Consider the following 22,053-nt stretch of genomic DNA (forward strand, 5'->3'; position numbering starts at 1 on the left):
TGGAAGGTCGATGACGCCGGCCGGAGACAACTCTCCCGGACCGGGAACGGGAGAGTGTGCCACCCCCCTCTGACAGACCTCTGCCGGTGGTCCGCCCCGGGCCGTGGACGAGGACGGAGGTGGGCGGCCGCGACGAGGGCGGGCGGCCGCACCCCCGTCGCGGCCGCCCGCCCTCGTGCCGGGACCTACGGGTGGTAGACGACCTCGGGGAAGGCCTTCGACGGCCCGTCGAGCAGGTCGCCGCAGTGCCGGTTGCGCAGGTGGAGGTCGAAGAAGGCGCGCGGGTAGGCCTGTTGGATGAGGATGCCGCGGTCGGGGTCGAGGGTGCCGACCGCGGACTGGATCTGCTGCTCGGTCATGCCGAGGAGCCTGCCCGCCTGCGGGATCAGCGTCATGTCGTCGCCGTACGAGGTGTGCACGGCGTCGGTGGCCTGGACGTCGAGGCGCCAGCCGCGCAGGTGGCCCCAGAAGGTCTCGACGTACGGGCTGGCGGCCCGGGTGTAGGTGGCGGTCATCAGCATGAACGGCCGGTCGATGTCGGTGGTGACGGCGGGGTTCGACTCCATCCGGCCGTCCAGGGTGAGGCCGGCGCGGATGCGCGGGTCGGCGACCATGGCGAGGGCGGCGGCGGTGCCGCCCTTGGACCAGCCGGAGACACCGATGTTCCGCGCGTCCAGGCCGCCGAGCAGGCCGGTCGGCAGGGTTCGGCCGTCGACGTCGGGGTTGCGTCCGTTGGCCAGGTCGACGACGCGTTCGAGGAGGAAGAGCAGGTCGGCGGCGTAGTCCTTCGGGTACAGCCCCGGGGCGACGCCGTCCCGGGTGACGACGGTCCCGTCCGGGAACTCGGTGATGGCGTCATGGGTGTGGTCGACGGTGACCACGGCGTAGCCGTGGCTGGCCAACTCCTGGACCATGACGGTGTGGTCGGCGCGGTGGCTGCCCGCGCCGTGCGAGTAGAGCACGACGGGCAACGGCCGGCCGGTCCGGTGGACGGGCGCGCCCTGGTGGCCGCTGGTGAGCGGGGCGAGGGAGGGGTCGAGCGGGAAGCCGACGTCGTCGAGGAAGGCCTTCAGGGCGCCCGCGGTCATCCAGGGGGCGATCGGGTACGCGTCGGCGTCCGCTACCCGGGCCGGGTACCAGACGGTGGCCATCAGCTCGCGGAACCGTCCGGGCCTGGCGTTCGGGTCGAGCCGGGACTCGTCGCGCAGGTGCAGCGGCACCATGCCCACCGGGAAGGGGCCGGTGGGAGCGGGCAGGGTGAGCCGCGCGGGGGCGGCGGGGACGGTGCCGGTGCCGGTGGCTGCGGATGCGGCTGCGGATGCGGGAGCGGCCGAGGCGGCGCGGGCGAGGCCCAGCGGTGCGACGGCGCCCAGGGCGAGGGCTGCGCCCAGCATGCGGCGGCGGGTCGGTGCGGTACGGCGTACGACCGGCGCGGTGTCCCTCGGCGCGGTGTCCGTCGGAATGGTGTCCATCGGCGTGGTGTCCATGCCCGGAAGGCTGTCACGCGGGGCCGATGGGCGACATCAGCCCAGGGATTGACCGTCCGTCACCTCGCATGGGCCCACGGGTTTACGTCCCCGGGCTGACGCGGAACGGGTGCGGACGCCTGGTCCACCGTGGCGTCGGCCTGATCCCGGCGTTCGACCGCTCCGAAGTCCCGGACACTGCGTTGGAGACGGTCAAAGGCGTCACGGGCGGGGCCTCGCCGGGGGTGCGGCCGGGGCCGTCGGGGGTCGGCGCGGCGGCAGGGGCACGAAACCGCTGGTGCGGGCGGTGTATTCGGCCCAGCCGGGCCGCTGCGCGCCCATCTGCCGTTCCAGCAGCGGTTTGCCGCTGCCGAAGGCGAGCAGCCAGGTCATGAGCACCGGGCTGAGGACGAACGCCCAGCCGACGGGCGCGTCGGCGGCGAGCAGGAACAGGCCCCACCACACGCAGGCGTCGCCGAAGTAGTTCGGGTGGCGGGTGTACCGCCACAGACCGCGGTCCATGATCCGGCCGCGGTTGGCCGGGTCGGCCTTGAAGCGGGCGAGTTGCCGGTCCCCGACCGCCTCGAAGAACAGGCCGACCGCCCACAGCGCGGTGCCCGCCCAGGCGAGTGCACCGGGCGGGTGGGGCAGGTACTGGGCGGCCTGGACGGGCAGGGAGACGAACCAGACGAGGGCGGCCTGGAGCAGGTAGACCGTCCGCAGGGCGTACCGGGTGCGGGCCTGCCCTTCGGGCGCGCGGGCGAGCATCCGGGCGTAGCGCGGGTCCTCGGGGGCACCGCGGGCGCGCCACCAGATGTGCCCGGACAGCCGCAGGCCCCACACGGTGACCAGGACGGTGGCCAGCAGGCGGCGCTCGGGGTTCCCGTGGCCGTCCGAGAGCGCGAAGCCGCTCAGCGCCACGGCGGTGAAGGCGAGCCCCCAGGCGACGTCCACCCCGCGGTGACGCCCGGTGCGCGCCCCCGCCGCGAACGCGGTGAGCATGACGGCGAGGGCGACGGCGGCGGTGACGGCGAGGTTGAACGCGAAGGCGGCGGCGTTCACGACAGGCTCCGGTACCGGTCGGCCGGCCGGAGCACGGACGATCGGCCACCGGGCCGGCAGGCCCTGGCGAGGACGACGACGGCGGTGCCGGTGGGGGCCGCCGCTCTCACGCCGCCACCCCGTCGCGGGTGAGGAGGATCTGCTGGACGTCGAGGTAGCCGGTGCGGAACCCGGCCTCGGAGTACGCGAGGTAGAGCTCCCACGTGCGCCGGAAGACCTCGTCGAAGCCGAGGGCCGCGACCTGCGGCGACCGTTCGGTGAAGCGTTCGCGCCACAGCCGCAGGGTCTCGGCGTAGTGCGGCCCGTACGCGTCGGACCGTACCGTCCGCAGCCGGGTGTGCCGGGTGGCGGCCTCCTCGATCGCCCGCAGGGACGGGATGAGACCGCCGGGGAAGACGTACTTGAGGATCCAGGTGTAGGTGCGGCTGGAGGCGAGCATCCGGTCGTGGGACATGGTGATCGCCTGGAGGGCGACGCGTCCGCCGGGCGCCAGGACCCGGTCGAGGGTGGCGAAGTAGTCCGGCCAGAACGGCCGGCCCACGGCCTCGATCATCTCGACGCTGACGACGGCGTCGTACCGGCCTTCGGCGGCGCGGTAGTCGCACAGCCGGACCTGCGCCCGGTCCGCCTGCCCGGCGTCGGCGATCCGGCGCCGGGCGAGGGCGAGTTGTTCCCCGGAGAGGGTCAGGCTGACGACGCGGGCGCCGCGGGCGGCTGCGCGCAGGGCGAGTTCGCCCCATCCGGTGCCGATCTCCAGCAGCCGGGTGCCGGGGCCGACGCGGGCCAGGTCGAGCAGCCGGTCGATCTTGCGGTGCTGGGCCGCGGGCAGGCCGTCCCGGGTGGCGAGCGGTTCGTGGGCGCGGCCGGTCGGGAAGAGGGCCGAGGAGTAGGTCATCGTCGGGTCGAGGAACAGCGCGAACAGGTCGTTGGACAGGTCGTAGTGCCGGTGGATGTTGCGCCGCGCGTTCCCCGGGGTGGACAGTTCGTCGTCCGGAGGCTTCTGGACGTAGAGGCGGCGCAGCCACTGTGTGCCGGCCGGCACGAGGGTCTGGGGCGCGGCGGCGAGTCCGGTGAGCAGCGCGACCAGGTCGGGGCTGTCCCAGTCGCCGGCCTGGTAGGACTCCCCGAAGCCGATCAGGCCGCCCGCGCCGACCCGGTGGAGGAAGGCCCGCGGGCGGTGCAGGCGCAGGACCGGAGCCCCGGGCGGGGCCGGCCGCGGGGTGCGGCCGCCGGGGAGCTCGACGCGCAGGCCGCGACGCGAGGCCACCCGGCGCAGCAGGCAGGCGGCGACGGCCGCGCGCAGCGGCGCGTGCGGGACCCGGGCGACGTCCGGCCAGCGCGCGGGGTCGACGGGGGTCGTCGGCGTTGCTGTCGGGGGAAGCGTGGTCGTCATGGGGTGGGCGCCTCTTCCGTGGTGGGAGCGGTGGGCCCGTCGGCGGTCCGGGGCGGGCCGGCGGGCGGGCGGGGGTGGACGGGCAGGCCGCTGAGCCACAGGCGGACGCCCTGGTAGCGGATGTGCAGGCTGACGGCCCAGGTGGCGAACGGGTGGGTGAGGACGGCGCGCAGCAGGGCCGCGGGGCCCGCCGGCCGTGCGGTGCCGCGGACGGTGGCGGTGAAGGCCCGGCGGCCCCGGCGCTCCAGGTGGACCGTCAGGTGGAGCCGCTCCGCCGGTTCGGGCAGCACCATCGTGTAGCGGCCGTCGACGGGGAAGAACGGTGAGACGTGGAAGTCCTTGTCGCTCTCGCCGCGGCCGTCGGGGTCGGGCGCCAGCAGGTAGCGGTGCCGGCCGCCGTAGGTGTTGTGGACCTCGACGACCGTGCAGAGCGGACGGCCGGACCGGTCGCGGCACCAGTAGACGGTCAGCGGGTTGAACACGTGCCCCAGCGAGCGGGCCTGCGTGAGCATCAGCACCGTCCCGTCGCCGAGCCGGACGCCGCGGGCGGCGAGGAAGCGCTCCAGGTCCTGGCGGAGCGTCGGCGGCTCGGCGGCCGGGTCGAGGGCGTGGTCGCGCGGCAGGAACCGGGCCAGCGGCCGCAGTGGCCGCGGCAGGGCGGGCAGGCGGTCGAGGTCCACCAGCCACAGGTAGCCGCGGTGCCGGAACGAGCGCCTGCGGGGTGCGGTGCGCACGTGCGTCGTGACGGTGTCGTAGAGGACCGCCCCCCACGGTCCGGGCAGGGCGGCGGTCACGGCACGCTCACCCCGAGCAGCGCGTGGGCGGCCTCGACGCCGGAACGGCAGCCGTCCTCGTGGAAGCCCCAGCCGTGGTAGGCGCCGGCGAACACGGTTCGGGCGCGGGCGAGTTCGGGCAGCCGGCGCTGGGCGGCGACCGTGCGCGCGGTGTGGACCGGGTGCTCGTAGACGGTGCGGGAGACCACCAGTTCCTCGGGGATCGGCTGCTGCCGGTCCTCGTTGAGCGTGACCAGGTAGTCGGTGTCGGTGTCCAGCCGCAGCAGCCGGTTGAGGTGGTAGCTGACCCGCACCCGGTCGGAGGACGCGCTGCAGTGGGGCATCCGGTAGTTCCACGAACCGCGCGCCGGGCGCGCGGAGGGGAGGACCGTCCCGTCGCGGTGCAGCACCGTCGGGTTGACCGAGTAGGTGAAGGCACCGAGGACCGCTCGCTCGGCGTCGCTCGGGTCGGCGAGCAGCCGCAGCGCCTGGTCGGCATGGGTGGCGACCACCACCGCGTCGGCTTCGGTGCGCCGCCCGTCCGCGCAGACCACGGTGACACCGTCCGGGTGCCGGCGGACCGCACGGACGGGAGCGGACCGGTGGACGGCGGTGAGCCGCGCCGCGATCCGGTCCACGTAGGTGCGCGAGCCGCCGACGACGGTGCGCCAGGTCGGCGATCCGGTCACGGAGAGCATGCCGTGGTTGCGGAGGAACGCGAACAGGTAGCGGGCCGGGTAGTCGCCCGCGAGGTCGGGGGCGCAGGACCACACGGCGGACACCACCGGGGTCATGAAGTGGCTCACGAAGTAGGGCGAGAAGCCCTCGGCGGCGAGGAAGTCCCGCAGGCTCGGATCGCCCGCCCCCGGGTCGGCGAGCAGGCGGCGGGCGAGCCGGTGGAAACGGGGCACTTCGGCGAGCATGCGCAGGTACCGGCCGCGCAGCACGACGTCGGGACGGGCGAACAGCCCGGCCGGCCCCTTGGCGCCCGCGTACTCCAGGCCGCACCCGTCGCAGCGCACGGACATGCTCATCACGCTGTCCTGGGTGCGGATGCCGAGTTCGGCGAAGAGGCGCACCAGATACGGGTAGGTGCGCTCGTTGTGCACCAGGAACCCGGTGTCCAGCGCCACCGTCCGGCCGTCCCGGTCCGTGGCCCGCTGCGTGTGGGCGTGGCCTCCGAGGCGGCCCTCGGCCTCGAACAACTCGACCTCCACCCCGGCCCGGCAGAGCTCGTGGGCCGCGGTGAGTCCGGCGACGCCGGATCCCACCACCGCCACCGTGCGCGGACGCCCGCCGGGGAGCGCGGCGGTGGACCGCGTGGTGGAGACGGTGTCGAACATGGTCACGAGAGCCCCTCCCGAGGGGGCCGCGACGCGGCCCGCATGGACGTTGCACCGGATCTTCGGAAGCGGAGCCCGGCCCGGATTGGCCCGACTTCGCGCGCACGGACGGCAGAGCAGGGGCAGGGGCAGGGGGACGGGACGTCACCGGCAGGCGGCCGCCGGGACGGGGCCTCAGTCCGTGACGGCCTGCTCGATGAGGTCGACGGCGTCCGCGAGGGTGAAGGGGCGGACGGCGCCGGCCGGCGGCCGGCTGCGGGCCCACCCGGGACCGGCGGCGACCACCACGGCCCCGCCGCGGGAGCCGCGTGGACCCCACACGCTGTCGCCGACCCTGCGCACCAGCTCGCGGTCCGCGGTGTGCCGGTCCTGGGACCAGATCATCACGGCCCCCGGACCGATCCGGTGGACGGCGTCCAGCAGGGCCCGGGACGGGACGGCCGCGCCCAACATCCGGAAGGGAACGGCACGTTCGGTCAGCGCCGCGGCCGTGGCGTCGAGCGGGAGGGTGTGCAGTTCGAGGGGCGTCGCGGTCAGCAGGACGGGCCGCGCCGGCCGGGCCGTGAAGGCACCGACGGCCACGCCCCGCAGGGCGGTGGAGACGTGCCAGGACAGCAGGTGCTCGACCTCGACGTACTGCTCGCCGTCCGCCGCCCACTTGCGGCCCGCGGCACGGAGGGCCGGCATCATGACGTCCGTCCACGCGTCGACCACGCCGAGCGCTTCCAGCGCCTCCCGCAGGATCCTGGCGACCTCCGGCGCGTCGAGCCGTACCGCCGCCCGGGCCAGGCCCCGGCATTCGGGGCGCACCGTCCCGACGTGCAGGGCGCGGCTTCCGCCCGGGCCGGGACCGGTGCGTTCGCCGCCCCGGGAGCCCGCCTGCGGCGCGGGTGATGCGGGCGGCGCGGCGAGTGCGGGGAGTACGGGGAGCGCGGGCCGCAGGCCGTCCTCGGGGGCGGGGACGTTGCGGTCGGCCAGGGCCGCTCGGGCGGCCTCGCCCGGAGGGACCCCGCGTGCCGTCAGACGGCACATCGTCTCCAGGACGGCGATGTCCTGACGCCTCCAGCGGCGGTGATGCCCGGCCTCCCGGTGGGCGGGGCCGATGCCGTAGCGGCGTTCCCAGGAACGGACGGTGGTGGGGGACACGCCCAGACGCCGGGCCACGCCGCCCGTCGGGAGCCCCACGTCCTCCGCCGGGCCGGTCGGAGGGCCGGTCGGAGGGCCGGAAAGCGGGCCGGGCAGCGGGTCCGGCCCTCCGGACCGCTCCCCGGTCCGCCGTCCGGCATCGAGGGCGGCCGAGGAGGTCACCATCCTGCGATCCTCCCGACGGCGAAACCCACACAGCACACCACCATGACGGCGATGACCAGCAGGGGAATCCAGCCCGGCCAGGCCGTGTGCAGTTCGACCGACTCCGGGGTGGAGATGCCCGCGCACGTCGACGCCTCGCACTCCGGCGTCTCGGTAGGGGGGCTCGCGGGCACGGGACGCTCCTGCGTGGGGAGCTGCTGGTCGACGGTCATGACGTCCTCCCGCGGTCGGCGGTGGGTCCGGTCCTCGGTGGATCCCGACATCTCCATGCTGCATCCGGCGGCTCCCCGCTCCCAGTTGCAGTGTTTCCGCACCGCTCCCGGGCGCGGCGGGCCGGACCGCGCGCTGCCTCCGGCGGTCCCGCACCGACTCCGTGCCGGGAGCCGCCGCCGTCATCGCCCCGCCCCCACGACACGGCCGGGCCGGGGCGACCGTCCGGCCGGACCTTCCTGCGCGCACGGGCGGTCGCACTCGACGGCGAAGGCGGCCCGGAGCCGGATGAGGCCGTCGCGGATCCGGGTCTTGACGGTGCCCAACGGCACGCCGATCCGGTGCGCGATCTCCCGGTGCGAGTACCCGCCGAAGTAGGCCAGCACCACGGCCTCGCGCTGCACCGAGCTCAGATCCGCCAGAGCGGACCTGACCCGCAGCCGGTCCAGCGAGCGGACCGCCTCCTCCTCCGGCGGATCGCTCCGCACGGGTTCCCGGGCCGCGACCCGGTGGTCGCGCTCGGCAGCGGCGCGGGCGGAGCGCACACGGTCCACCGCGCGGTGGTGCGCGATCGTCAGCACCCAGGCCAGCACCGACCCGCGTTCGGGCCGGTAGGCCGCCGCGGTGCGCCAGACCTCCAGCAGGACCTCCTGGGCGACCTCCTCGGCGTGCGCGGGGCTGCGCAGCGTCCGCAGGGCGACGCCGTACACCGGTGCGGCGACCGCGCGGTACAGCACCTCGAACGCGCGGTCGTCGCCGTGCGCCGACAGCTCCAGGAGATGCCGCAGATCGGCAGCCGCCGGCACTTGCCTGCCGCTGGGATCCGGGTCGGTACGGGTCAGTACGAGCGAGGTCACGCCCCCACGCTGCAGCGATTCGGCACCGCGAGCGGAGTCGGACCGTTTGTGCATCGTTTCGGCGGGGGACCGGGAGCGCAGACGCTGCGGCACCGCTGCACCTGTGCCCGCCGCCGTCGACGGCCGATCCTGCAGAGGAGGCGGCGTACCCCGCGCCCATCCGGTCGTCGAGGAGAGCAACGGAGCGGACCATGAAGCGGCACGACGAGCCGTACGACGGGCCGCGCCCGGCGGCGGCCACGCACGAGGGCTCCGAGGCCCCCGGAGGACCGGAATGAGCGGACCGCGCCCCCACTGGCTGTTCGGCGACCAGCTCGGGCCGCACTTCCTCGCCCCGGGGGACGGCGGCCCGGACCCGGACGCCGCGGTGGTCATGATCGAGGCCCGCTCGGTGCTGCGCCGGCGGCCGACTGGACGGGCTGCCCGAACTGCTGGCCGCCGAACGGGACCGCGGCCAGTCACCGCTGTGAGCGGGTGGCCACCGCGCCACCGGCCAGATCGGCCAGCACCTCCCGGGCGGCCCGCGCGCCCGAGGCGAGCGCCCCCTGCACCGAGCCCGTGGCCCGGTGGTCCCCGCACACGTAGCGCCCCAGCGCGAACCGCGTGCCGCGGCTGAGCGGGAGCGGCGCCGGCCCGGCCGGCAGCGCCTCGGCGATCCGGTACTCCGCCAGCGGCTCCCAGGCCGAGGTGTCCGCCCCGTACAGCACGCCGGCCCGGGCCCGAGCCGCCCGCTCGTCCGCGTCCGTCCCCAGGACCGAGGTCGACACCAGCGCCCGCCCGTCCGGTGAGCAGCCGGGGACGACCTCCGACAGCACCACGGTGTTCAGCACCTGCCGGCCCGCGTCCACGACCAGCGTCGGCTCGCGCAGAGGGCTGACCGGTGCCGCGTGGTAGAAGGTCGTCACCGCCCGCACCGCCGGGACCTCCAGGCCCGGCAGCAGCCGGGCGGCCTGCGCCGTCCCGGTCGCCACCACGACCGCGCGGGCCCGCAGCACCGAGCCGTCCGCGAGCACCACGCCGTCCGCCGTCACCCGCTCCACCCGGGTGCCGCGCGCCAGCCGGTCCGTCGGCAACCGGGCCGCCAACTGCCGCGGCACGGCCCCGATGCCGTCCCGCGGCAGGCACAGGCTGCCGCGCAGCATGCTGCGCCACACCAGGTGGAACAGCCGGCTGGAGGTCTCCAGCCCCTCCTCCAGGAACACCCCGGCCAGGAACGGGCGGAGCACCCCGTCGACGGTGCGCCGCGACACCCCGGCCCGGCGCAGCGCACGAGCGGTGCTCGTCTCCGGCAGGCGCTTGAGCAGGGCGGCGGGCAGCACCGCGTCACCCGCGCACAGCAGCCCCAGCGCGGCCAGGTCGCGCAGCGGCAGCAGTCCGCCGCGCAACCGCCCGGCGGGCAACCGCCCGGTGGGCAGCAGTCCGGCGGGCAGCAGGTCACCGGCCGCGCCCGGGCGCCTGGTCGGATCGACCACGCGGCGCGAGCCCCGCCCGTCGGCCAGCAGGAACCCGGGCGTGAACGGGCGCAGCCCCAGCGCGGCGAGCTCCAGACGCCGCCTGACCTGCGGGTAGGCGGTGTTGAACACCTGGAAGCCGCGGTCGAGCCGAAAGCCCCGGACCACGTCGGTGCGCATCCGTCCGCCCACGTCGTCGGCGGCTTCCAGAACCAGGGCGTCCCGACCGGCCGCCGTCAGGTCGAGCGCGCAGGCCAGACCTGCCAGGCCCGCCCCCACCACGATGACCTCCGCTGCCCCGGCCGGAGCCTGCACTGCGTGGTGTGTCATCGGTCCACCTCCCGTGCCGCCGTACGGTCACGGGAAGTTCGGAGCCGGGTGGTGAAGCGGATTGGACACGGCGATACGGCCATCGCACCGGACGTGCCGGTCCGCCGTCGGAGGACACCCGCACCGTAAGGTCCTCACCGAGGACACGAGGCCCGGCCGTCCGCGCGGATCAGGCGTCGTCGGAGAAGCCCCGGCCGGCCGGGGAAGGACGAGAGAAGGGCTGGGACGTCACATGAAACAGCGCAGTCTGCGGGACCTCCGGGTGTCGGCCATCGGCCTCGGCTGCATGGGGATGTCCGCCTTCTACGGCACGGCCGACCAGGACGAGGGCATCGCGACCATCCGGCGCGCCCTGGAGCTCGGCGTCAACTTCCTCGACACCGCGCAGGTCTACGGACCGCTCACCAACGAGTCCCTGGTCGGCGAGGCCGTCCGGGGGCACCGTGACGAGTACGTGATCGCCACCAAGTTCAACTACCGGATGGACGGCGCCGTTCCGGGCGACATGTCCACGGTGGGCCCCCAGGACGGTTCCGCCGCGCACGTCCGCAGCTCCGTCCACGGTTCGCTCGCGCGGCTCGGCACCGACCACATCGACCTGTACTACCAGCACCGGGTCGACCCGGCCGTGCCCATCGAGGAGACCGTGGGCGCGCTCGGCGAACTCGTCGCCGAGGGCAAGGTGCGGCACATCGGGCTGAGCGAGGCGAGCGCGGAGACCATCCGTCGCGCCCACGCCGTCCACCCGGTCACCGCCGTCCAGAGCGAGTACTCGCTCTGGACGCGGGACGTGGAAGCCGAGGTGCTCCCGATGTGCCGGGAGCTCGGGATCGGCTTCGTGCCGTACTCCCCGCTCGGCCGCGGCTTCCTGGCGGGCCGCTTCAGCTCCCCGGACGAGCTCGACCGGGACGACTTCCGCCGCACCAACCCGCGCTTCACCGACGCCAATCTGGCGGCCAACCTCCGGCTCGCGGAGAAGGTCAAGCAGATCGCCGCGGAGAAGGAGGTCACTCCGGCCCAGCTGGCGATCGCCTGGGTACTGGCCCGCGGCGAGGACCTCGTGCCGATCCCGGGCACCAAGCGCCGCACCTACCTGGAGCAGAACGCGGGCGCGGTCGACGTCGAGCTGACCGACGAGGACCTGGCCCGCATCGAGGCCGAGCTGCCCGAGGTGGCGGGCGAGCGCTACGACGAGGACGGGATGCGGGCGGTGAACCGCTGAGCTGCAGAACCGCTGAGCTGCAGAACCGCTGAGCTGCTGAACCGCTGAGCTGCTGAGCTGCTGAACGACTGGACCGCTGAACCCGCTTGTCAGAGGCGCGGGCTACGGTGCTGCGCCGTGGACATCGACGATCTTGACTACCGGGTCCGGGCCCAGTCCGGCTGCATCCCCCCGCAGGTGGTCGCCCGGCTCCTGGAACTCGGGCGTTCCGACGCGGTGGAGTCCTGGGCCGGGCGTGGGGAGTGGTTCTGCGCGCGGGAGTGGGCGCGGCTGCTCGCGGGCGACGGCCGGCCCGCGGAGGCGCTGGAGGTCCTCGCGCCGTACCCGGTGGCGGGCTGGTGGCCGGCCGCCGAGGCCAGGGCCGAGCTGCTGGAAGCGAGCGGCCGGTCCGACGAGGCGATCGCGCTGGTGCGGCCGCACGCGCAGGACGGCGAACGGTCCGCCCTGGGATTCCTCGCGCGCCTGCTCTCCCGGCACGGCCGCGCAGAGGAGGCGTTCACCCTGCTGCGCCCGCACATCGGGGACTGGAGCCTCGCGGAGGCGTTCGTCGACATCGCGGGGACCATCGGCCGTGACGAGGAGGCCGCCGAGCTGCTGGTCCGCCGGATCGAGGACACCCCGCGCTGCTGTGACTCCCCGTCGTGCGACGGCCGACGCAAGGTCGAGCCGTTCAACGCCGTCGGCCTGCTCGCGACGATCCGTGAACGCCAGGGCCGGGTCGACGACGCGGTGGCCCTGCTCCGTACCCGGGAGAGCACCTCGGTCGACAACCGCGACCAGCTGGCCGACCTGCTGGCCCGGCACGGCCGGATCGAGGAGCTGCGCGCGTACGCGGCGACCGACCACCACGGGCACGCGACACAGCGGCTGGCGGAGCTGCTGGAGGAGCGCGGCGACGTCGAGGGCGCGGTCGCGGTGTACCGGCAGGCCGCCGATCCGGCAGCCGGGGACCCGAACGCGGCGTACGCGCTCGCGCAGTTCCTGGTCCGGCACGGCCGGGGCGACGAGGCGATCGAGGTGATGCGTGCCCAGGCCGACGCCCGCCCCGGCGAGGACTGGATCCTCCACACCTTCGCCGAGCTGTGCCTGGACCAGGGCCGCGCGCAGGACGGCCTGGCCCACCTCGACGACCTCAAGGACCGCCGTGGCGGCGAGGAGGAGTGGGACCTGTTCTGGATGCGGCTGCCGCTGATCGCCGCCCGCGCAGGGGTCGACGAAGCGGTCGAGCAGGCCCGGGCCCATCCCGAGGGCGGCACCTGGTACGCGGTCGCGCACGTCGCCTGGCTCCTGGCCGGCTCCGGGCGCACCGAGGAGGCGGTCGCCGTCCTCGACCGGAACGCCCCGGCTCACCGCCGCGACCTGGCCGGCCACCTCATCGACCTCGGCCGCATCGACGACGCCGTGGCGATCCTCCGGCAGCACGACCCCCGGCCGCCCGCCCGACGGACCGGCACCTGGCACGACGAGCCCCCCTTCTGACCAGGGGAGCCTGAGTACCCGGACCGTTCCCGACCGGGTGGTGGAGCTCATGTGCGGTCCGGCGCGGCCCGGTGGAATCGGGTCCATGGACGACATCCCCGCCGGATCCGCATCGGACCGGCACGACCGCGACGCGTGGAAGTACCCGCTCGTCGCGGGCCTTCTGCTGCCGCTCTGCCAGATCCTCTACTGGTACTTCGCACTGGTCCGCGCGGTCGCGGTCGACCAGTGCATGCCCCGGGGCACCTGCGGGCGGGACTGGGGCCTGCAGTACGACGTCGCCCACGGCCTGATGGGCGCACAGCTGGTGCTCGTCGTGGCTGCCTCGCTCCTTCCGCCACGGATCCGGTGGGCCCCGTGGCGCTTCGTCGCCTCCGCCGTGAGCGTGATGTGCGGCCTGGCCTGCAGCGTGGTGATCCAGGACTTCGGCTGACCCGCGCCCGGGGGACACGGGAGCCGGCTCCGGCTCAGCGGTGGTGTACCGGCCGCTACGACCTGAGGTACTCCTGCAGCGCCGCTACGGCCGCCGCCACGGCCTCGTCGGCGTTGGTCGTTTCGAGCACCACCTCGGCCGGGTCGTGCTTGAGCGCCACCGAGTAGCTGCCGCCGGGGAGAAGGGCGATGCACACGGGAAGAATGTCGCCCTCTCCCGGCCAGTGCCGACCATCGGTGCTGAAGCAGAGCCTGGCGTGGCTGGTGAAGGGATGGAACCGGCCGAGCGCGCTGTTCCGTGCCGCGTCGACGAGGGCCCTCATGATCGGCGGTACCCATGTCGTGGCGGAGCCTCGGGACCGGTCGTCCCAGCGCGTCGCGGCACGCGCCTGGAAGTCCCATTCCGCCTCGACAGAGTCGCGGGACTCGCGATCCGGATCCATGGTCCGATCCCCCTCCGAGATGCTTGCGGCACGCTACCGCCCGGGTCGTGGAGTCTCAATGGTCGTGGAGACTCAACGGCGGAGTCGGGCAGCTTGAGTGGGCGTTGCGCACCGGCGCGCCCGGATCAGCGGCGAGTCGGCTGACGGCGTTCGACGAGGTCGAGGTCGCCGGTGAGGAGGTCGCTGTGGCTGACGGTGAAGTCTCCGTTGGGCAGGGCTTCTCCTCCGCCGTAGTACCAGCCCACGACCTCGTCGGGAAGGAAGGAGCGCAGGCTGTGGCGCATGCTCCTGGGATAGTCGACGGGTTCGCCCCAGCCGGGGGGAGCCTGGTCGGTGGACAGCAGGACCCAATGGTCCACCGGGACAACGGAGTCGAGGTCCGGGGCCGCCCCGGTGTGGCTGTCCAGCGCGGGCACGGTCAGCCGGTCGGGGTCGAGCGGCCGGTACCACAGCAGCAGCGGCTTGGCGCGCTGCGCGTCGGCGTTGTCGAAGCAGCAGAGGACGACGGTGTGGTCGGGGAAGTGGTCGGCGTAGAAGCGCAGGAGGTCCGGGTCGAGGTCCGGCCGCCGGTGTGACGGCACCTGCTGCAGTGCGGCCGGGATCGCGGTGGGGTCGTCGGCCAGGAGCACCGTGTAGACGTCGTGCTCGAAGACCTGGACGGTCTCCGGGTCCCCGCACATCCAGTCGATCCGGTCGGTCGCCACGGGGACGGGCCGAACGGCGGAAACCATGCGCTCAAGGACGTCGCCGCTGCGTCCGACGGGGAGGAACTGCCCGGGGGTGAGCCGGCTGGTGGGCACGTGCAGCAGCATGGCGTTCGGACCGTCCGCGAGGTTGACGGCGGTGTTCTGGTAGCCCAGGACGTGGATGAGGCCGTGCACGGGGTGGTGCTGCCGGCCGCAGTAGACGATCGTGCCGGAGAACGCGGCCTCACTGGTCGAGATGCACATGCCGGCAATGTAGTGCCCCTGGACGCGTGGGCAGCGGGGAGGGGCTGGTGGTCGGCCCCGGTGGTTGGGCGAGGCTCGGAGGCAACACCCCCGTGGCTGCCTCCGAGCCTCGCCGGCTTCTCGGGCGGTACGGGAGTTCGTCGGGGGCTTCGGCGCCCCGGGTCTCCTGCCGCCCGTGGTCGGTCAGTTGGCGGGTTCCGCCTCCAGTTTGTCGACGACGGTCGAGGTGAGGATGGCCGTGGCGTACTCGTAGCCCTTGCCGTCGCCGGCGCCCGGGGACGGGTTGCCCGCGGGCGGGAGGCCGTCGGGGCCGGCGGCCGGGAGGTCGGAGAGGAGGACCTCGCGCACGCCGAGGAAGGCGCCGGTGGTCCGGTCGAAGATCAGGGCCACGCGCATGGTGCCGTTGGTGCCGACCACCGCGACGCCGTGCCGGCCTGCCGCGTCCGTCTCGTCGGCGACCACGGCCGTGCCCGGGATCTTCGCAGCCGCCTCCATGAGCGCTCCCGCGACGGCGGGCGGCGCCGCGATGTTCTGGAAGATCATCTGGACGTCCGCGAACGCGAACTGGTTGTACAGCTTCGGCGTCATCGTCATCCCCGACACCCGCTTGGCGCGGTCGAAGGAGAGCAGCTGCTGCAGGAGTTGCTGCGGCTCGGTGGGCAGGGAGGCGACGAACTCGTAGGTCGGGGCGTCGAAGCTCGCCGTCCGCGGGGCGCCGGGGACGGTGTCCGACAGCCTGGCGGGCCACGGGCTGCGACCGTTGCCCATGGTCGGGTCCAGGATCAGGCCGCCGGACTTGCCGTCGACCGGGAACCACGACCTGCGTTCGTGCTTGGTCTCGCGGGCGCCGTCCTGGATCTCCTTCCGGTAGACGAACTGGGCGGCCCCGGCCCGGGGGTCGGGGCTGCTCGCGGCGGCCTTCGCGGCGCGGGCGAGCAGGCCGGCGGCGTCGGTCGGCCCGGGCGCGGGCGTGGTCGACGGGGTGGACGAGGTCGACGGGGTCGACGACGGAGTGGTCGACGCGGACGGGGTGGCGGGCCAGGCCGACAGGGTCGGCGCCGCCGGGGTGGCGTCGCCGTGGTCGCGGCCCGGGACGGCCACCACGGTGACGGCCGCCAGCGCACCGACCGCCAGCGGCGCGGCGACCAGCCACACCCGCCTGCGCCGCGGGCGCGCTGCGTTCGTCTCGGCGGCGATCTCACTCATCAGATGCTCCTTCAGGAACCGTTGGCGGCCGGCGGGGAGCATCTCGGGCGAGTTGTTCATCGGGTCTCCTCCTGCAACGACCGGGCGGCTTCGAAGCCGCCACCCCGTACCTGTCCGGTGGTGGGAGCGGGTTCCCGGCGTTTCGCGGGTTCGTGCAGCTCGTTCTCGGCGAGCGTGCGCAGCCGGGCCCGTGCCCGGGACAGGCGCGAGCGCACCGTGCCCACCGGGACGCCGAGCGCCTCCGCCGCCGACGCGTAGTCGAGCCCCACCCACACGCAGAGCCGGAACACCTCGCGCTCGGAACGGCGCAGCGCGGACAGTGCGCGGCGTGCGGCGGCCAGTCGGGCGCTGTCGTCGATCCGGGAGACCAGCTCGTCGGCGAAGTCCGGTACGGCCTCGCGCTCGGCCAGGCGCGACATCGCCGCCCGGTGGCGCCGGGCCGCCCGCGCGGTGTTGCGCAGCACGTTGGTGGCGATCCCGAAGACCCAGGGGCGCAGGTCGTCGTCGCCCTCGTGCAGTTTGGCGCGCAGGCGCCAGGCCTCCAGGAAGGTCAGCGACACCACGTCCTCGGCGGCCGCCCAGTCCCCCAGGGAGCGCATCGCGTACGCGTACACGGCCTGGGCGTGCGCGTCGAAGACCTCGCCGAGCGCGTCCTGGTCCCCGGCGCGCAGGCGCGCCCGTTGTGACAGTTCCATGCCCTTCCCTGTCCGCCGGCCGTGCGGAGTTCCGTGTGAGCCGCGTCACGGGGGTGCGGCGGGTGTTCAGCGGGGGTACGCGGCGGTGTTCAGCGGCGGTGCGCGGCGGTGCTCAGCGGCGGTACGCGGCGGTCGCGGTCTCGATGAAGGACCGGATCAACGGGTTGGTGTCGCTCTCGTTCCACACCGCCACCACTCGGCTCGGCGGCATGTCGATCAGCGGCACGACGGCCAGCTCCGCGGGCAGGTCGTGGCCGAGCGGGGCCAGGCCGACCGTACCGTTCCACAGCACGGCCTGCAGGCATTCCTGGACGGCGCGCACCACGGGGCCCTGGCGGGGCCTGCCGCCGTTCCAGTACGACTGCCAGGCGGGGTCGGTGCCCTGCGGGAACTGGAACCAGCGGCGGTCGTCCAGCTCGGCCAGGCGCAGCCGTTCGCGGCGGGCCAGCGGGTCGTCGGCGCGCAGGACCACGCCGACCGGGTCGGACCGCAGTTGACGCACCGTCAGAGAAGTCTCGTCGAACGGCGCCCGGGTCAGCGCGATGTCGACCAGTCCGGCGCGCAGCCCGCAGGTCGGGTCGGTCAGGTCGGTGTCGCGGACGCGGATGTCGATGCCGGGGTGGCTTCGACGGTATGCGGCGGCCAGCCGGGCCACTCCCGGGTCGGTGCCGTCGCCCAGGATGCCGACGGTGAGGGTCGCGACGCCGGCCGCCGCGCTCACGCGCACCCGAACGCGGTCGGCGTGGTCGAGCAGGGCCCGCGCCTCGTCGAGCAGGACCGAACCCACCGCGGTGAGCGTGACCCCGGTAGGCGAGCGGGTGAACAGCGGGGCCCCGACATCGGCCTCCAACTGCTTGATCGCCCGGCTCAGCGGCGGTTGGCTCATGTGCAGTCGGGTGGCGGCCCGGCCGAAGTGGAGTTCCTCGGCGACCGCCACGAAGTAGCGCAAGGTGCGTAGCTCCACGCTGCAACGATACCCACGGGGTATCGGCTCCCCGGAACGGGTCTTGGACGCCGGCGGGACCCCGGCGGTGCACTGGTGCGCATGACCGAAGAACCGAAGACCAGCGGGCCGAAGTCCAGCGAACCGAAGCCGGGCGAGCCGAAGACCAGCGAGCCGAAGACCGGCGAGGCACAGACCGTCCCCGCCGTGTCGGTGGTCGGGCCCGGCGACGGCGAGACGATCGTCCTGGGCACCACGCGCATGCGCGTCCTGGAGGACGGCAGCCACACCGGGCACCGCCTCGCGATCGCCGAGTCCGTCCTCGCGCCGCACACCCAGGGGCCGCCGCAGCACCGCCACGCCCGGCACGACGAGGGCTTCTACATCCTCTCCGGCACCGTGCGGTTCACCGTCGGCGACGAGGACCACGACGCCGTCGCGGGCACGCTGGTGATGGTGCCGCCCGGCACTCCGCACACCTTCGCCAACCCGACCGACCGACCCGCCGTCATGCTCAGCACCTTCACCCCCGACCTGTACGTCCAGTACTTCCGGGACCTCCAGGACGTGCTCGCCGCCGGCCGGCCGCTGACGCCGCAGGCCAATGTCGACGCGATGAGCCGCTACGCGACCGAGCCCGCCACCGCCCCCGCCACCGACCCCGCCTGAAGCCGACAGTGCGGTACGGCACGGCACGGCCCGGTCCTCGACGGCATCGACGACATCCACGCAGCCCATGAAACGGAAACCATGAACCTCGCCTATTGGATCGTCGCGGGACTGCTCGCGCTCTTCTACCTGTACGCGGGCACGCTGAAGGTGATCCGCAGCCGCGACGACCTCCGACCGATGATGGCCTGGGTCGACCGCATGCCCCTGCCCGCCGTCAGGGCGCTCGGGACGGTCGAGATACTCGGCGCGGCCGGTCTGATCCTGCCTCCGCTGACCGGCATCGCCGTCCCGCTGGCGCCGGCCGCGGCCATCGGCTTCGTCCTCCTGCAGGCCGGCGCGATCGCCGTCCACCTGACGGGCGAGGACCGCCGGATAGCACTCAACGCCGTGCTCACCGTGACCGCGGCCGTGACCGGCTGGCTGGCCACCGGGCTGTGACCGGGCGCGGGTGCCGGTCGCCTGACGGTGCGATGACAGCGGCGCGTCGGCGGGCTCCGGCACCCTTTCCGGGACCACGAGCGGTGCGGGGCGTGGCGTCAGCCGAGGGTGAGGCGCTTGTTGAGGGCCTTGCCCGAGGGCAGGGTGTCGATGAAGGTGTGCAGGAACCGGAGCATGTCGTCGGTGTCCAGGCCCTCGCAGGCGGCGTCCATCGAGCTGTAGAGGTAGTCCTCGATCTCGGCGACCGCCGTGGCCAGGCGTTCGCCCTCGGGGGTGAGGCTGAGCCGGAGGTAACGGCGGTCCGCGGCGTCGGTGCGGCGCTCGACCAGCCCGGCCGCGACGACGCGTTCGACCAGCCGGCTGGGGTTGGTGCCGCTCTCGCACACCAGGAGCTGCCCGAGCCCGTTGAGGGTCAGGGTGCCGTGCTGCTGGAGCAGGCCCAGCACCTCGGCCTGCGACGGGGTGATGCCGTGGGGCTTGAGGGCCTGGATCAGCAGCCGGTTGCCTTCGCGTTGGGCTGCCAGGATCGCGAACCGCAGGTGTTCGGCCTTACGCATCGGCGTCCTGTCGGGTGGTCGGCTGGGTGGCGAGGAAGTCCTTGACCGCGGCGGCGTAGGTGGCCGGGTGGGAGAAGCGGAACATGTGGCCGGTGCCCGGCAGCACGACCTCCCGGGCGTCGGGGATGCCCGCGAGCATGGTCTTGGAGGCGTTCTCGCCGATCAGCACGTCGTGCGAGGGGGTCAGGATCAGGGTAGGGACCTCGACCCGGCCCAGCACGTCGACGTAGTCGGCGGTGAGCACGGCCTGCAGGCGGGCGTCGAAGGAGGCGGCCGGGGTGTTGGCGACGAACAGTTCGCGGCTGCGCGCCTCGCTCCAGGGCACCTGCCCTTCGCCGTCGAACGGGGAGGCGAGGCGGTGGGCGTGGGCCCGCAGCGTCAGCTGCCGGTAGACCGGGCCGCGGGCCTTGCCGATCGTCCGCATCAGGGCCTTCCACGGCTTCGACTCGACCGGGTTGGACGCGAATCCGCCGGACACGACCAGGGCGCGCAGGCGGCGCGGGCGGCGGGTGGCGAGTGCGAGCGCGATGTTCGCGCCGAACGAGTCGCCGATGAGCACGTAGTCGTCCAGGTCCGCGATCGCGTTCTCGATGTGGTCGGCGTAGCGCTCGATGTCGTTGACGCCCTCGGGCAGGCGCAGCGTGCGCGTGGGCGCCTCGCCGTAGGGGGCGAGCTGCTCGGCGCTCCACGGAGCGCCGGAGAAGCAGGGGATGAAGACGAGGGTCGGATTCTTCTCTGCATCGTTCGCGTTCATAGCAATTACGTTACACGACACATGTGTCGCGACACAAGTTACCCGGGTCACATCGTTGACCGGCCCGACCGGCCCGACCGGCCCGACCGGCCCGACCGGCCCGACCGGCCCGACCGGGCGGCGACCCGGCAGCCTTCCCCCGCGCGGGGGAGTCGGATGATCCGTGGGGCGGATGTGACCTGCGCGGGCGACGGCGAGTCTCGGAGTGTCAGCAATCCGGACGTACGGGGGTCACCGTGGCTGTTCCTGCGCACTCGAAGGCGGTCGGCGTTCCCGCCCCGCCGACCACAGGCTCGGGGCGGAGGTCGTGGTGGCGGCGGTGGCCCGCATGGGTGCCCGCGGCCGCTGCGGTGTGGGGCGTGTCGTACGCCGCCGTCGAGGTCGCCTGGGCGGCGGCGGGCACCACCGTGCAGTGGAAGGAGCACTCCGCGTACGCGCCGGCGGTCCAGCTCCTCCTGGCCGCCCTCGCGCTGCTGGCCGGCGCCGCCTGCCTGGCCGGCACCCGAACCCTCGCCAAGCCCGGCCGGGTCGTGGTGGCGACGGCGCTGGGCATCGCGCTCCCGGTGTTCGTCGTGGGGACGAACGGGCTGCCGATCTACTTCGTGACGCTGGTGACGCTCTCGGGCGTCGAGAGCGCGACCGGGCTGGCCCAGGTGCTGCTGAACACGGCCGGCGCCGCCCTCCTGCTCCTCGTCGGCCTGTCGTACCGCCGACGGCTGCGCGGGGACTGCCCGCGGTGCGGGCAGCCGCACGCCGGCGCAGCCGACGGCCCGCTCGCCCATCCGGCCGCCTCCCGGGCCCCGAGGCGGACCCGCGTCACGGTGTACCTGCTCATGTGCGGACTCCTGCCGTGGGCGGGAACCAAGACCGTCTGGACGCTGGGCGGCAACGCGCTCGGCATCGCGGGCGAGGACTGGCAGCGGATGTCGAGCGCCGACGCCTCGGGCCCGGCGAAGGCCACCGCGTCGGCGGGGATCGACGTGACCGTGCTGGCCGCGATGGTCGGGATCTTCCTGCTGCTGGGGCTGCTGTTCGTGTGGGGGCAGGTGTTCCCCCGCTGGACGCTGTTCCTGGCCGGACGACGGGTGCCGCGCCTGCTGCCCCTGATTCCGGCCTGGCTGACCGGTGTCCCACTGGCGATGTACGGGGTCTTCCTCACGATCATGGCCCCGCTCATCGCCGTCGGCGCACTGCCCGCGATCAAGCCGTCCCCGCCGTTCACCTCCAGCTCGGGGGTCACCTGGTTCGTCGAGTTCGGCGGCCTGGCCTTCGGTGGTCTGGGCATCGGCCTCGTCGTGGCCGCCCGCTCCTACGCCGCCCGCACCCGTCCCGTCTGTGCCAGTGCCGGGGGCGGTGCCGGCGCCTCTGCCCCTGCGGTCAGCCCAGGGTGAACTGCCAGTACGCGGTGTCGCGGTTCCCGCCGGGTTCCGGGTTGACCTGCACCGTGACGAAGCTCCCCGCCTTGTCGGGCCTGACCCGCACCGGCACGGTGCGCTTGCCGTCCGGGGCGAGCGGCGGCATCAGAGCGGCCGCGGAGCCGGCCTGGTCCAGCACGGTCACGCCCCAGCCGGGGATGTCGGGGGAGAGGGGCGTCCCCCCGTGGACCACGACGGGGGCGTAGCTGCTCTTCCCGGTGCCGATGCCGGTGTCCGGGGGCGTCCCGCCCGGGCGCAGCTCCCCGTCCGTGCCGTTGTCGTAGGTGATGGTGAAGCTGTAGGCGTCGTCGGGCTCCCGGTGCGCCGGGCCCACGGTGACCGTCAGGTCGTCGTCGTAGCGGACGGTCCGACCGGGGCGGAGGGGCTCGGCCGCGCTTCCGGAAGTGCCTTCGAGGTGCCCGTACCCGGTCAGGCTCTTCTCCAACTGGCCCACTGCCACGGCTCCCAGGACGGCGAGGGCGGTGAGGACGACCACCGCGATCCCGCAGCCGGTCGCCCACCGCTGCTCTGCCGTGGCCGGAGGAGTCGTGGCGGTCGAGTTCGTGTCCATGCAGGTCACGATAGGAAGATGTCGGCACGGACTCATGGGCGGAGGTACTCAACAATCGGCTGAGTACTGCTGATCGGGAT

At 74.2% G+C, this 22,053-nt stretch carries 23 protein-coding genes; 6 read left to right on the forward strand and 17 right to left on the reverse strand.

Annotation, left to right across the window (positions count from 1 at the left end; genetic code table 11):
• Nucleotides 1-185: 185 nt before the first annotated feature.
• The 9 genes from ABT048_RS27055 to ABT048_RS27095 all read right to left on the reverse strand — a co-directional run bounded on the left by ABT048_RS27055 (nucleotide 186) and on the right by ABT048_RS27095 (nucleotide 10,196).
• Complete coding sequence (locus tag ABT048_RS27055) at nucleotides 186-1,487, reverse strand: alpha/beta hydrolase family protein (RefSeq protein ID WP_350524109.1); 1,302 nt, start codon at nucleotides 1,485-1,487, stop codon at nucleotides 186-188.
• 201 nt (nucleotides 1,488-1,688) lie between these two features.
• Nucleotides 1,689-2,468, reverse strand: a complete 780-nt coding sequence (locus ABT048_RS27060) for a DUF1295 domain-containing protein (RefSeq protein ID WP_350524184.1) — start codon at nucleotides 2,466-2,468, stop codon at nucleotides 1,689-1,691.
• Between the two features lie 166 nt (nucleotides 2,469-2,634).
• On the reverse strand, nucleotides 2,635-3,921 hold the full coding sequence (locus tag ABT048_RS27065; protein WP_350524110.1) for a class I SAM-dependent methyltransferase: 1,287 nt from the start codon (nucleotides 3,919-3,921) through the stop codon (nucleotides 2,635-2,637).
• A complete protein-coding gene (locus tag ABT048_RS27070) occupies nucleotides 3,918-4,715 on the reverse strand; it encodes a DUF1365 domain-containing protein (RefSeq protein ID WP_350524111.1) in 798 nt (265 codons plus the stop codon). The genes ABT048_RS27065 and ABT048_RS27070 overlap by 4 nt, the downstream gene beginning before the upstream one ends.
• Entirely contained in the window at nucleotides 4,712-6,037 is a 1,326-nt protein-coding gene (locus tag ABT048_RS27075) for an NAD(P)/FAD-dependent oxidoreductase (RefSeq protein WP_350524185.1), read from the reverse strand. The genes ABT048_RS27070 and ABT048_RS27075 overlap by 4 nt, the downstream gene beginning before the upstream one ends.
• A gap of 174 nt (nucleotides 6,038-6,211) precedes the next feature.
• Nucleotides 6,212-7,183: a B12-binding domain-containing protein gene (locus ABT048_RS27080; protein ID WP_350524112.1), complete on the reverse strand. Its 972-nt coding sequence runs from the start codon at nucleotides 7,181-7,183 to the stop codon at nucleotides 6,212-6,214.
• A gap of 158 nt (nucleotides 7,184-7,341) precedes the next feature.
• Nucleotides 7,342-7,617 (reverse strand): hypothetical protein, encoded by a 276-nt coding sequence (locus tag ABT048_RS27085; protein WP_350524113.1) that lies wholly within the window; start codon nucleotides 7,615-7,617, stop codon nucleotides 7,342-7,344.
• 123 nt (nucleotides 7,618-7,740) lie between these two features.
• On the reverse strand, nucleotides 7,741-8,364 hold the full coding sequence (locus tag ABT048_RS27090; RefSeq protein WP_350524186.1) for a sigma-70 family RNA polymerase sigma factor: 624 nt from the start codon (nucleotides 8,362-8,364) through the stop codon (nucleotides 7,741-7,743).
• 509 nt (nucleotides 8,365-8,873) lie between these two features.
• Nucleotides 8,874-10,196: an NAD(P)/FAD-dependent oxidoreductase gene (locus ABT048_RS27095; protein WP_350524114.1), complete on the reverse strand. Its 1,323-nt coding sequence runs from the start codon at nucleotides 10,194-10,196 to the stop codon at nucleotides 8,874-8,876.
• A 232-nt stretch (nucleotides 10,197-10,428) separates the two neighbouring features.
• On the opposite strand from ABT048_RS27095, the gene ABT048_RS27100 reads away from it, so the two are divergent.
• From ABT048_RS27100 to ABT048_RS27110, 3 genes are all read left to right on the forward strand, one after another.
• Nucleotides 10,429-11,418 (forward strand): aldo/keto reductase, encoded by a 990-nt coding sequence (locus tag ABT048_RS27100; RefSeq protein ID WP_350524115.1) that lies wholly within the window; start codon nucleotides 10,429-10,431, stop codon nucleotides 11,416-11,418.
• 117 nt (nucleotides 11,419-11,535) lie between these two features.
• The gene (locus tag ABT048_RS27105) at nucleotides 11,536-12,897 is read left to right on the forward strand and encodes a tetratricopeptide repeat protein (protein WP_350524116.1); all 1,362 of its coding nucleotides are present in this window, start codon (nucleotides 11,536-11,538) and stop codon (nucleotides 12,895-12,897) included.
• Between the two features lie 85 nt (nucleotides 12,898-12,982).
• On the forward strand, nucleotides 12,983-13,330 hold the full coding sequence (locus tag ABT048_RS27110; protein ID WP_350524117.1) for a hypothetical protein: 348 nt from the start codon (nucleotides 12,983-12,985) through the stop codon (nucleotides 13,328-13,330).
• Nucleotides 13,331-13,385: 55 nt separating this feature from the next.
• Here ABT048_RS27110 and ABT048_RS27115 read toward each other — a convergent pair whose 3' ends face one another.
• The 5 genes from ABT048_RS27115 to ABT048_RS27135 form a co-directional block, all read right to left on the reverse strand.
• Nucleotides 13,386-13,772: a DUF6193 family natural product biosynthesis protein gene (locus tag ABT048_RS27115; protein WP_350524118.1), complete on the reverse strand. Its 387-nt coding sequence runs from the start codon at nucleotides 13,770-13,772 to the stop codon at nucleotides 13,386-13,388.
• Between the two features lie 125 nt (nucleotides 13,773-13,897).
• On the reverse strand, nucleotides 13,898-14,722 hold the full coding sequence (locus tag ABT048_RS27120; protein ID WP_350524119.1) for a hypothetical protein: 825 nt from the start codon (nucleotides 14,720-14,722) through the stop codon (nucleotides 13,898-13,900).
• Between the two features lie 183 nt (nucleotides 14,723-14,905).
• Nucleotides 14,906-15,988, reverse strand: a complete 1,083-nt coding sequence (locus ABT048_RS27125; protein ID WP_350524120.1) for a CU044_5270 family protein — start codon at nucleotides 15,986-15,988, stop codon at nucleotides 14,906-14,908.
• On the reverse strand, nucleotides 15,985-16,623 hold the full coding sequence (locus ABT048_RS27130) for an RNA polymerase sigma factor (RefSeq protein WP_350524121.1): 639 nt from the start codon (nucleotides 16,621-16,623) through the stop codon (nucleotides 15,985-15,987). The genes ABT048_RS27125 and ABT048_RS27130 overlap by 4 nt, the downstream gene beginning before the upstream one ends.
• A 112-nt stretch (nucleotides 16,624-16,735) precedes the next feature.
• Complete coding sequence (locus tag ABT048_RS27135; protein ID WP_502894083.1) at nucleotides 16,736-17,587, reverse strand: LysR family transcriptional regulator; 852 nt, start codon at nucleotides 17,585-17,587, stop codon at nucleotides 16,736-16,738.
• Between the two features lie 81 nt (nucleotides 17,588-17,668).
• Between ABT048_RS27135 and ABT048_RS27140 the strand changes: the two genes are divergently transcribed.
• Together ABT048_RS27140 and ABT048_RS27145 are read left to right on the forward strand one after the other, a co-directional pair.
• On the forward strand, nucleotides 17,669-18,235 hold the full coding sequence (locus ABT048_RS27140; protein ID WP_350524122.1) for a cupin domain-containing protein: 567 nt from the start codon (nucleotides 17,669-17,671) through the stop codon (nucleotides 18,233-18,235).
• Between the two features lie 81 nt (nucleotides 18,236-18,316).
• A complete protein-coding gene (locus ABT048_RS27145) occupies nucleotides 18,317-18,676 on the forward strand; it encodes a DoxX family protein (RefSeq protein ID WP_350524123.1) in 360 nt (119 codons plus the stop codon).
• Nucleotides 18,677-18,774: 98 nt separating this feature from the next.
• On the opposite strand, the gene ABT048_RS27150 is transcribed toward ABT048_RS27145, so the two are convergent.
• Together ABT048_RS27150 and ABT048_RS27155 are read right to left on the reverse strand one after the other, a co-directional pair.
• Nucleotides 18,775-19,233 (reverse strand): MarR family winged helix-turn-helix transcriptional regulator, encoded by a 459-nt coding sequence (locus ABT048_RS27150; RefSeq protein ID WP_350524124.1) that lies wholly within the window; start codon nucleotides 19,231-19,233, stop codon nucleotides 18,775-18,777.
• Nucleotides 19,226-19,987, reverse strand: a complete 762-nt coding sequence (locus ABT048_RS27155; RefSeq protein ID WP_350524125.1) for an alpha/beta fold hydrolase — start codon at nucleotides 19,985-19,987, stop codon at nucleotides 19,226-19,228. The genes ABT048_RS27150 and ABT048_RS27155 overlap by 8 nt, the downstream gene beginning before the upstream one ends.
• A 359-nt stretch (nucleotides 19,988-20,346) precedes the next feature.
• On the opposite strand from ABT048_RS27155, the gene ABT048_RS27160 reads away from it, so the two are divergent.
• Nucleotides 20,347-21,378 carry a hypothetical protein gene (locus tag ABT048_RS27160; protein ID WP_350524126.1) on the forward strand — a complete coding sequence of 344 codons (1,032 nt, stop codon included), beginning with the start codon at nucleotides 20,347-20,349 and terminating at the stop codon, nucleotides 21,376-21,378.
• On the opposite strand, the gene ABT048_RS27165 is transcribed toward ABT048_RS27160, so the two are convergent.
• On the reverse strand, nucleotides 21,365-21,973 hold the full coding sequence (locus ABT048_RS27165) for a hypothetical protein (RefSeq protein WP_350524127.1): 609 nt from the start codon (nucleotides 21,971-21,973) through the stop codon (nucleotides 21,365-21,367). The two genes, ABT048_RS27160 and ABT048_RS27165, sit on opposite strands and share 14 nt — an antisense overlap.
• Nucleotides 21,974-22,053: the final 80 nt, after the last annotated feature.

The sequence above is a fragment of the Kitasatospora sp. NPDC096140 genome, assembly GCF_040303045.1.
Classification (GTDB): Bacteria; Actinomycetota; Actinomycetes; order Streptomycetales; family Streptomycetaceae; genus Kitasatospora.

What these genes read in the sequence shown, in the direction of transcription:
- ABT048_RS27055 (WP_350524109.1), bottom strand. Translation starts at nt 1,487, where the DNA reads ATGGACACCACGCCGATGGACACCATTCCGACGGACACCGCGCCGAGG.
- ABT048_RS27060 (WP_350524184.1), bottom strand. Translation starts at nt 2,468, where the DNA reads ATGCTCACCGCGTTCGCGGCGGGGGCGCGCACCGGGCGTCACCGCGGG.
- ABT048_RS27065 (WP_350524110.1), bottom strand. Translation starts at nt 3,921, where the DNA reads ATGACGACCACGCTTCCCCCGACAGCAACGCCGACGACCCCCGTCGAC.
- ABT048_RS27075 (WP_350524185.1), bottom strand. Translation starts at nt 6,037, where the DNA reads ATGTTCGACACCGTCTCCACCACGCGGTCCACCGCCGCGCTCCCCGGC.
- ABT048_RS27085 (WP_350524113.1), bottom strand. Translation starts at nt 7,617, where the DNA reads ATGGAGATGTCGGGATCCACCGAGGACCGGACCCACCGCCGACCGCGG.
- ABT048_RS27095 (WP_350524114.1), bottom strand. Translation starts at nt 10,196, where the DNA reads ATGACACACCACGCAGTGCAGGCTCCGGCCGGGGCAGCGGAGGTCATC.
- ABT048_RS27100 (WP_350524115.1), top strand. Translation starts at nt 10,429, where the DNA reads ATGAAACAGCGCAGTCTGCGGGACCTCCGGGTGTCGGCCATCGGCCTC.
- ABT048_RS27110 (WP_350524117.1), top strand. Translation starts at nt 12,983, where the DNA reads ATGGACGACATCCCCGCCGGATCCGCATCGGACCGGCACGACCGCGAC.
- ABT048_RS27115 (WP_350524118.1), bottom strand. Translation starts at nt 13,772, where the DNA reads ATGGATCCGGATCGCGAGTCCCGCGACTCTGTCGAGGCGGAATGGGAC.
- ABT048_RS27120 (WP_350524119.1), bottom strand. Translation starts at nt 14,722, where the DNA reads ATGTGCATCTCGACCAGTGAGGCCGCGTTCTCCGGCACGATCGTCTAC.
- ABT048_RS27125 (WP_350524120.1), bottom strand. Translation starts at nt 15,988, where the DNA reads ATGAACAACTCGCCCGAGATGCTCCCCGCCGGCCGCCAACGGTTCCTG.
- ABT048_RS27130 (WP_350524121.1), bottom strand. Translation starts at nt 16,623, where the DNA reads ATGGAACTGTCACAACGGGCGCGCCTGCGCGCCGGGGACCAGGACGCG.
- ABT048_RS27140 (WP_350524122.1), top strand. Translation starts at nt 17,669, where the DNA reads ATGACCGAAGAACCGAAGACCAGCGGGCCGAAGTCCAGCGAACCGAAG.
- ABT048_RS27145 (WP_350524123.1), top strand. Translation starts at nt 18,317, where the DNA reads ATGAACCTCGCCTATTGGATCGTCGCGGGACTGCTCGCGCTCTTCTAC.
- ABT048_RS27150 (WP_350524124.1), bottom strand. Translation starts at nt 19,233, where the DNA reads ATGCGTAAGGCCGAACACCTGCGGTTCGCGATCCTGGCAGCCCAACGC.
- ABT048_RS27155 (WP_350524125.1), bottom strand. Translation starts at nt 19,987, where the DNA reads ATGAACGCGAACGATGCAGAGAAGAATCCGACCCTCGTCTTCATCCCC.
- ABT048_RS27165 (WP_350524127.1), bottom strand. Translation starts at nt 21,973, where the DNA reads ATGGACACGAACTCGACCGCCACGACTCCTCCGGCCACGGCAGAGCAG.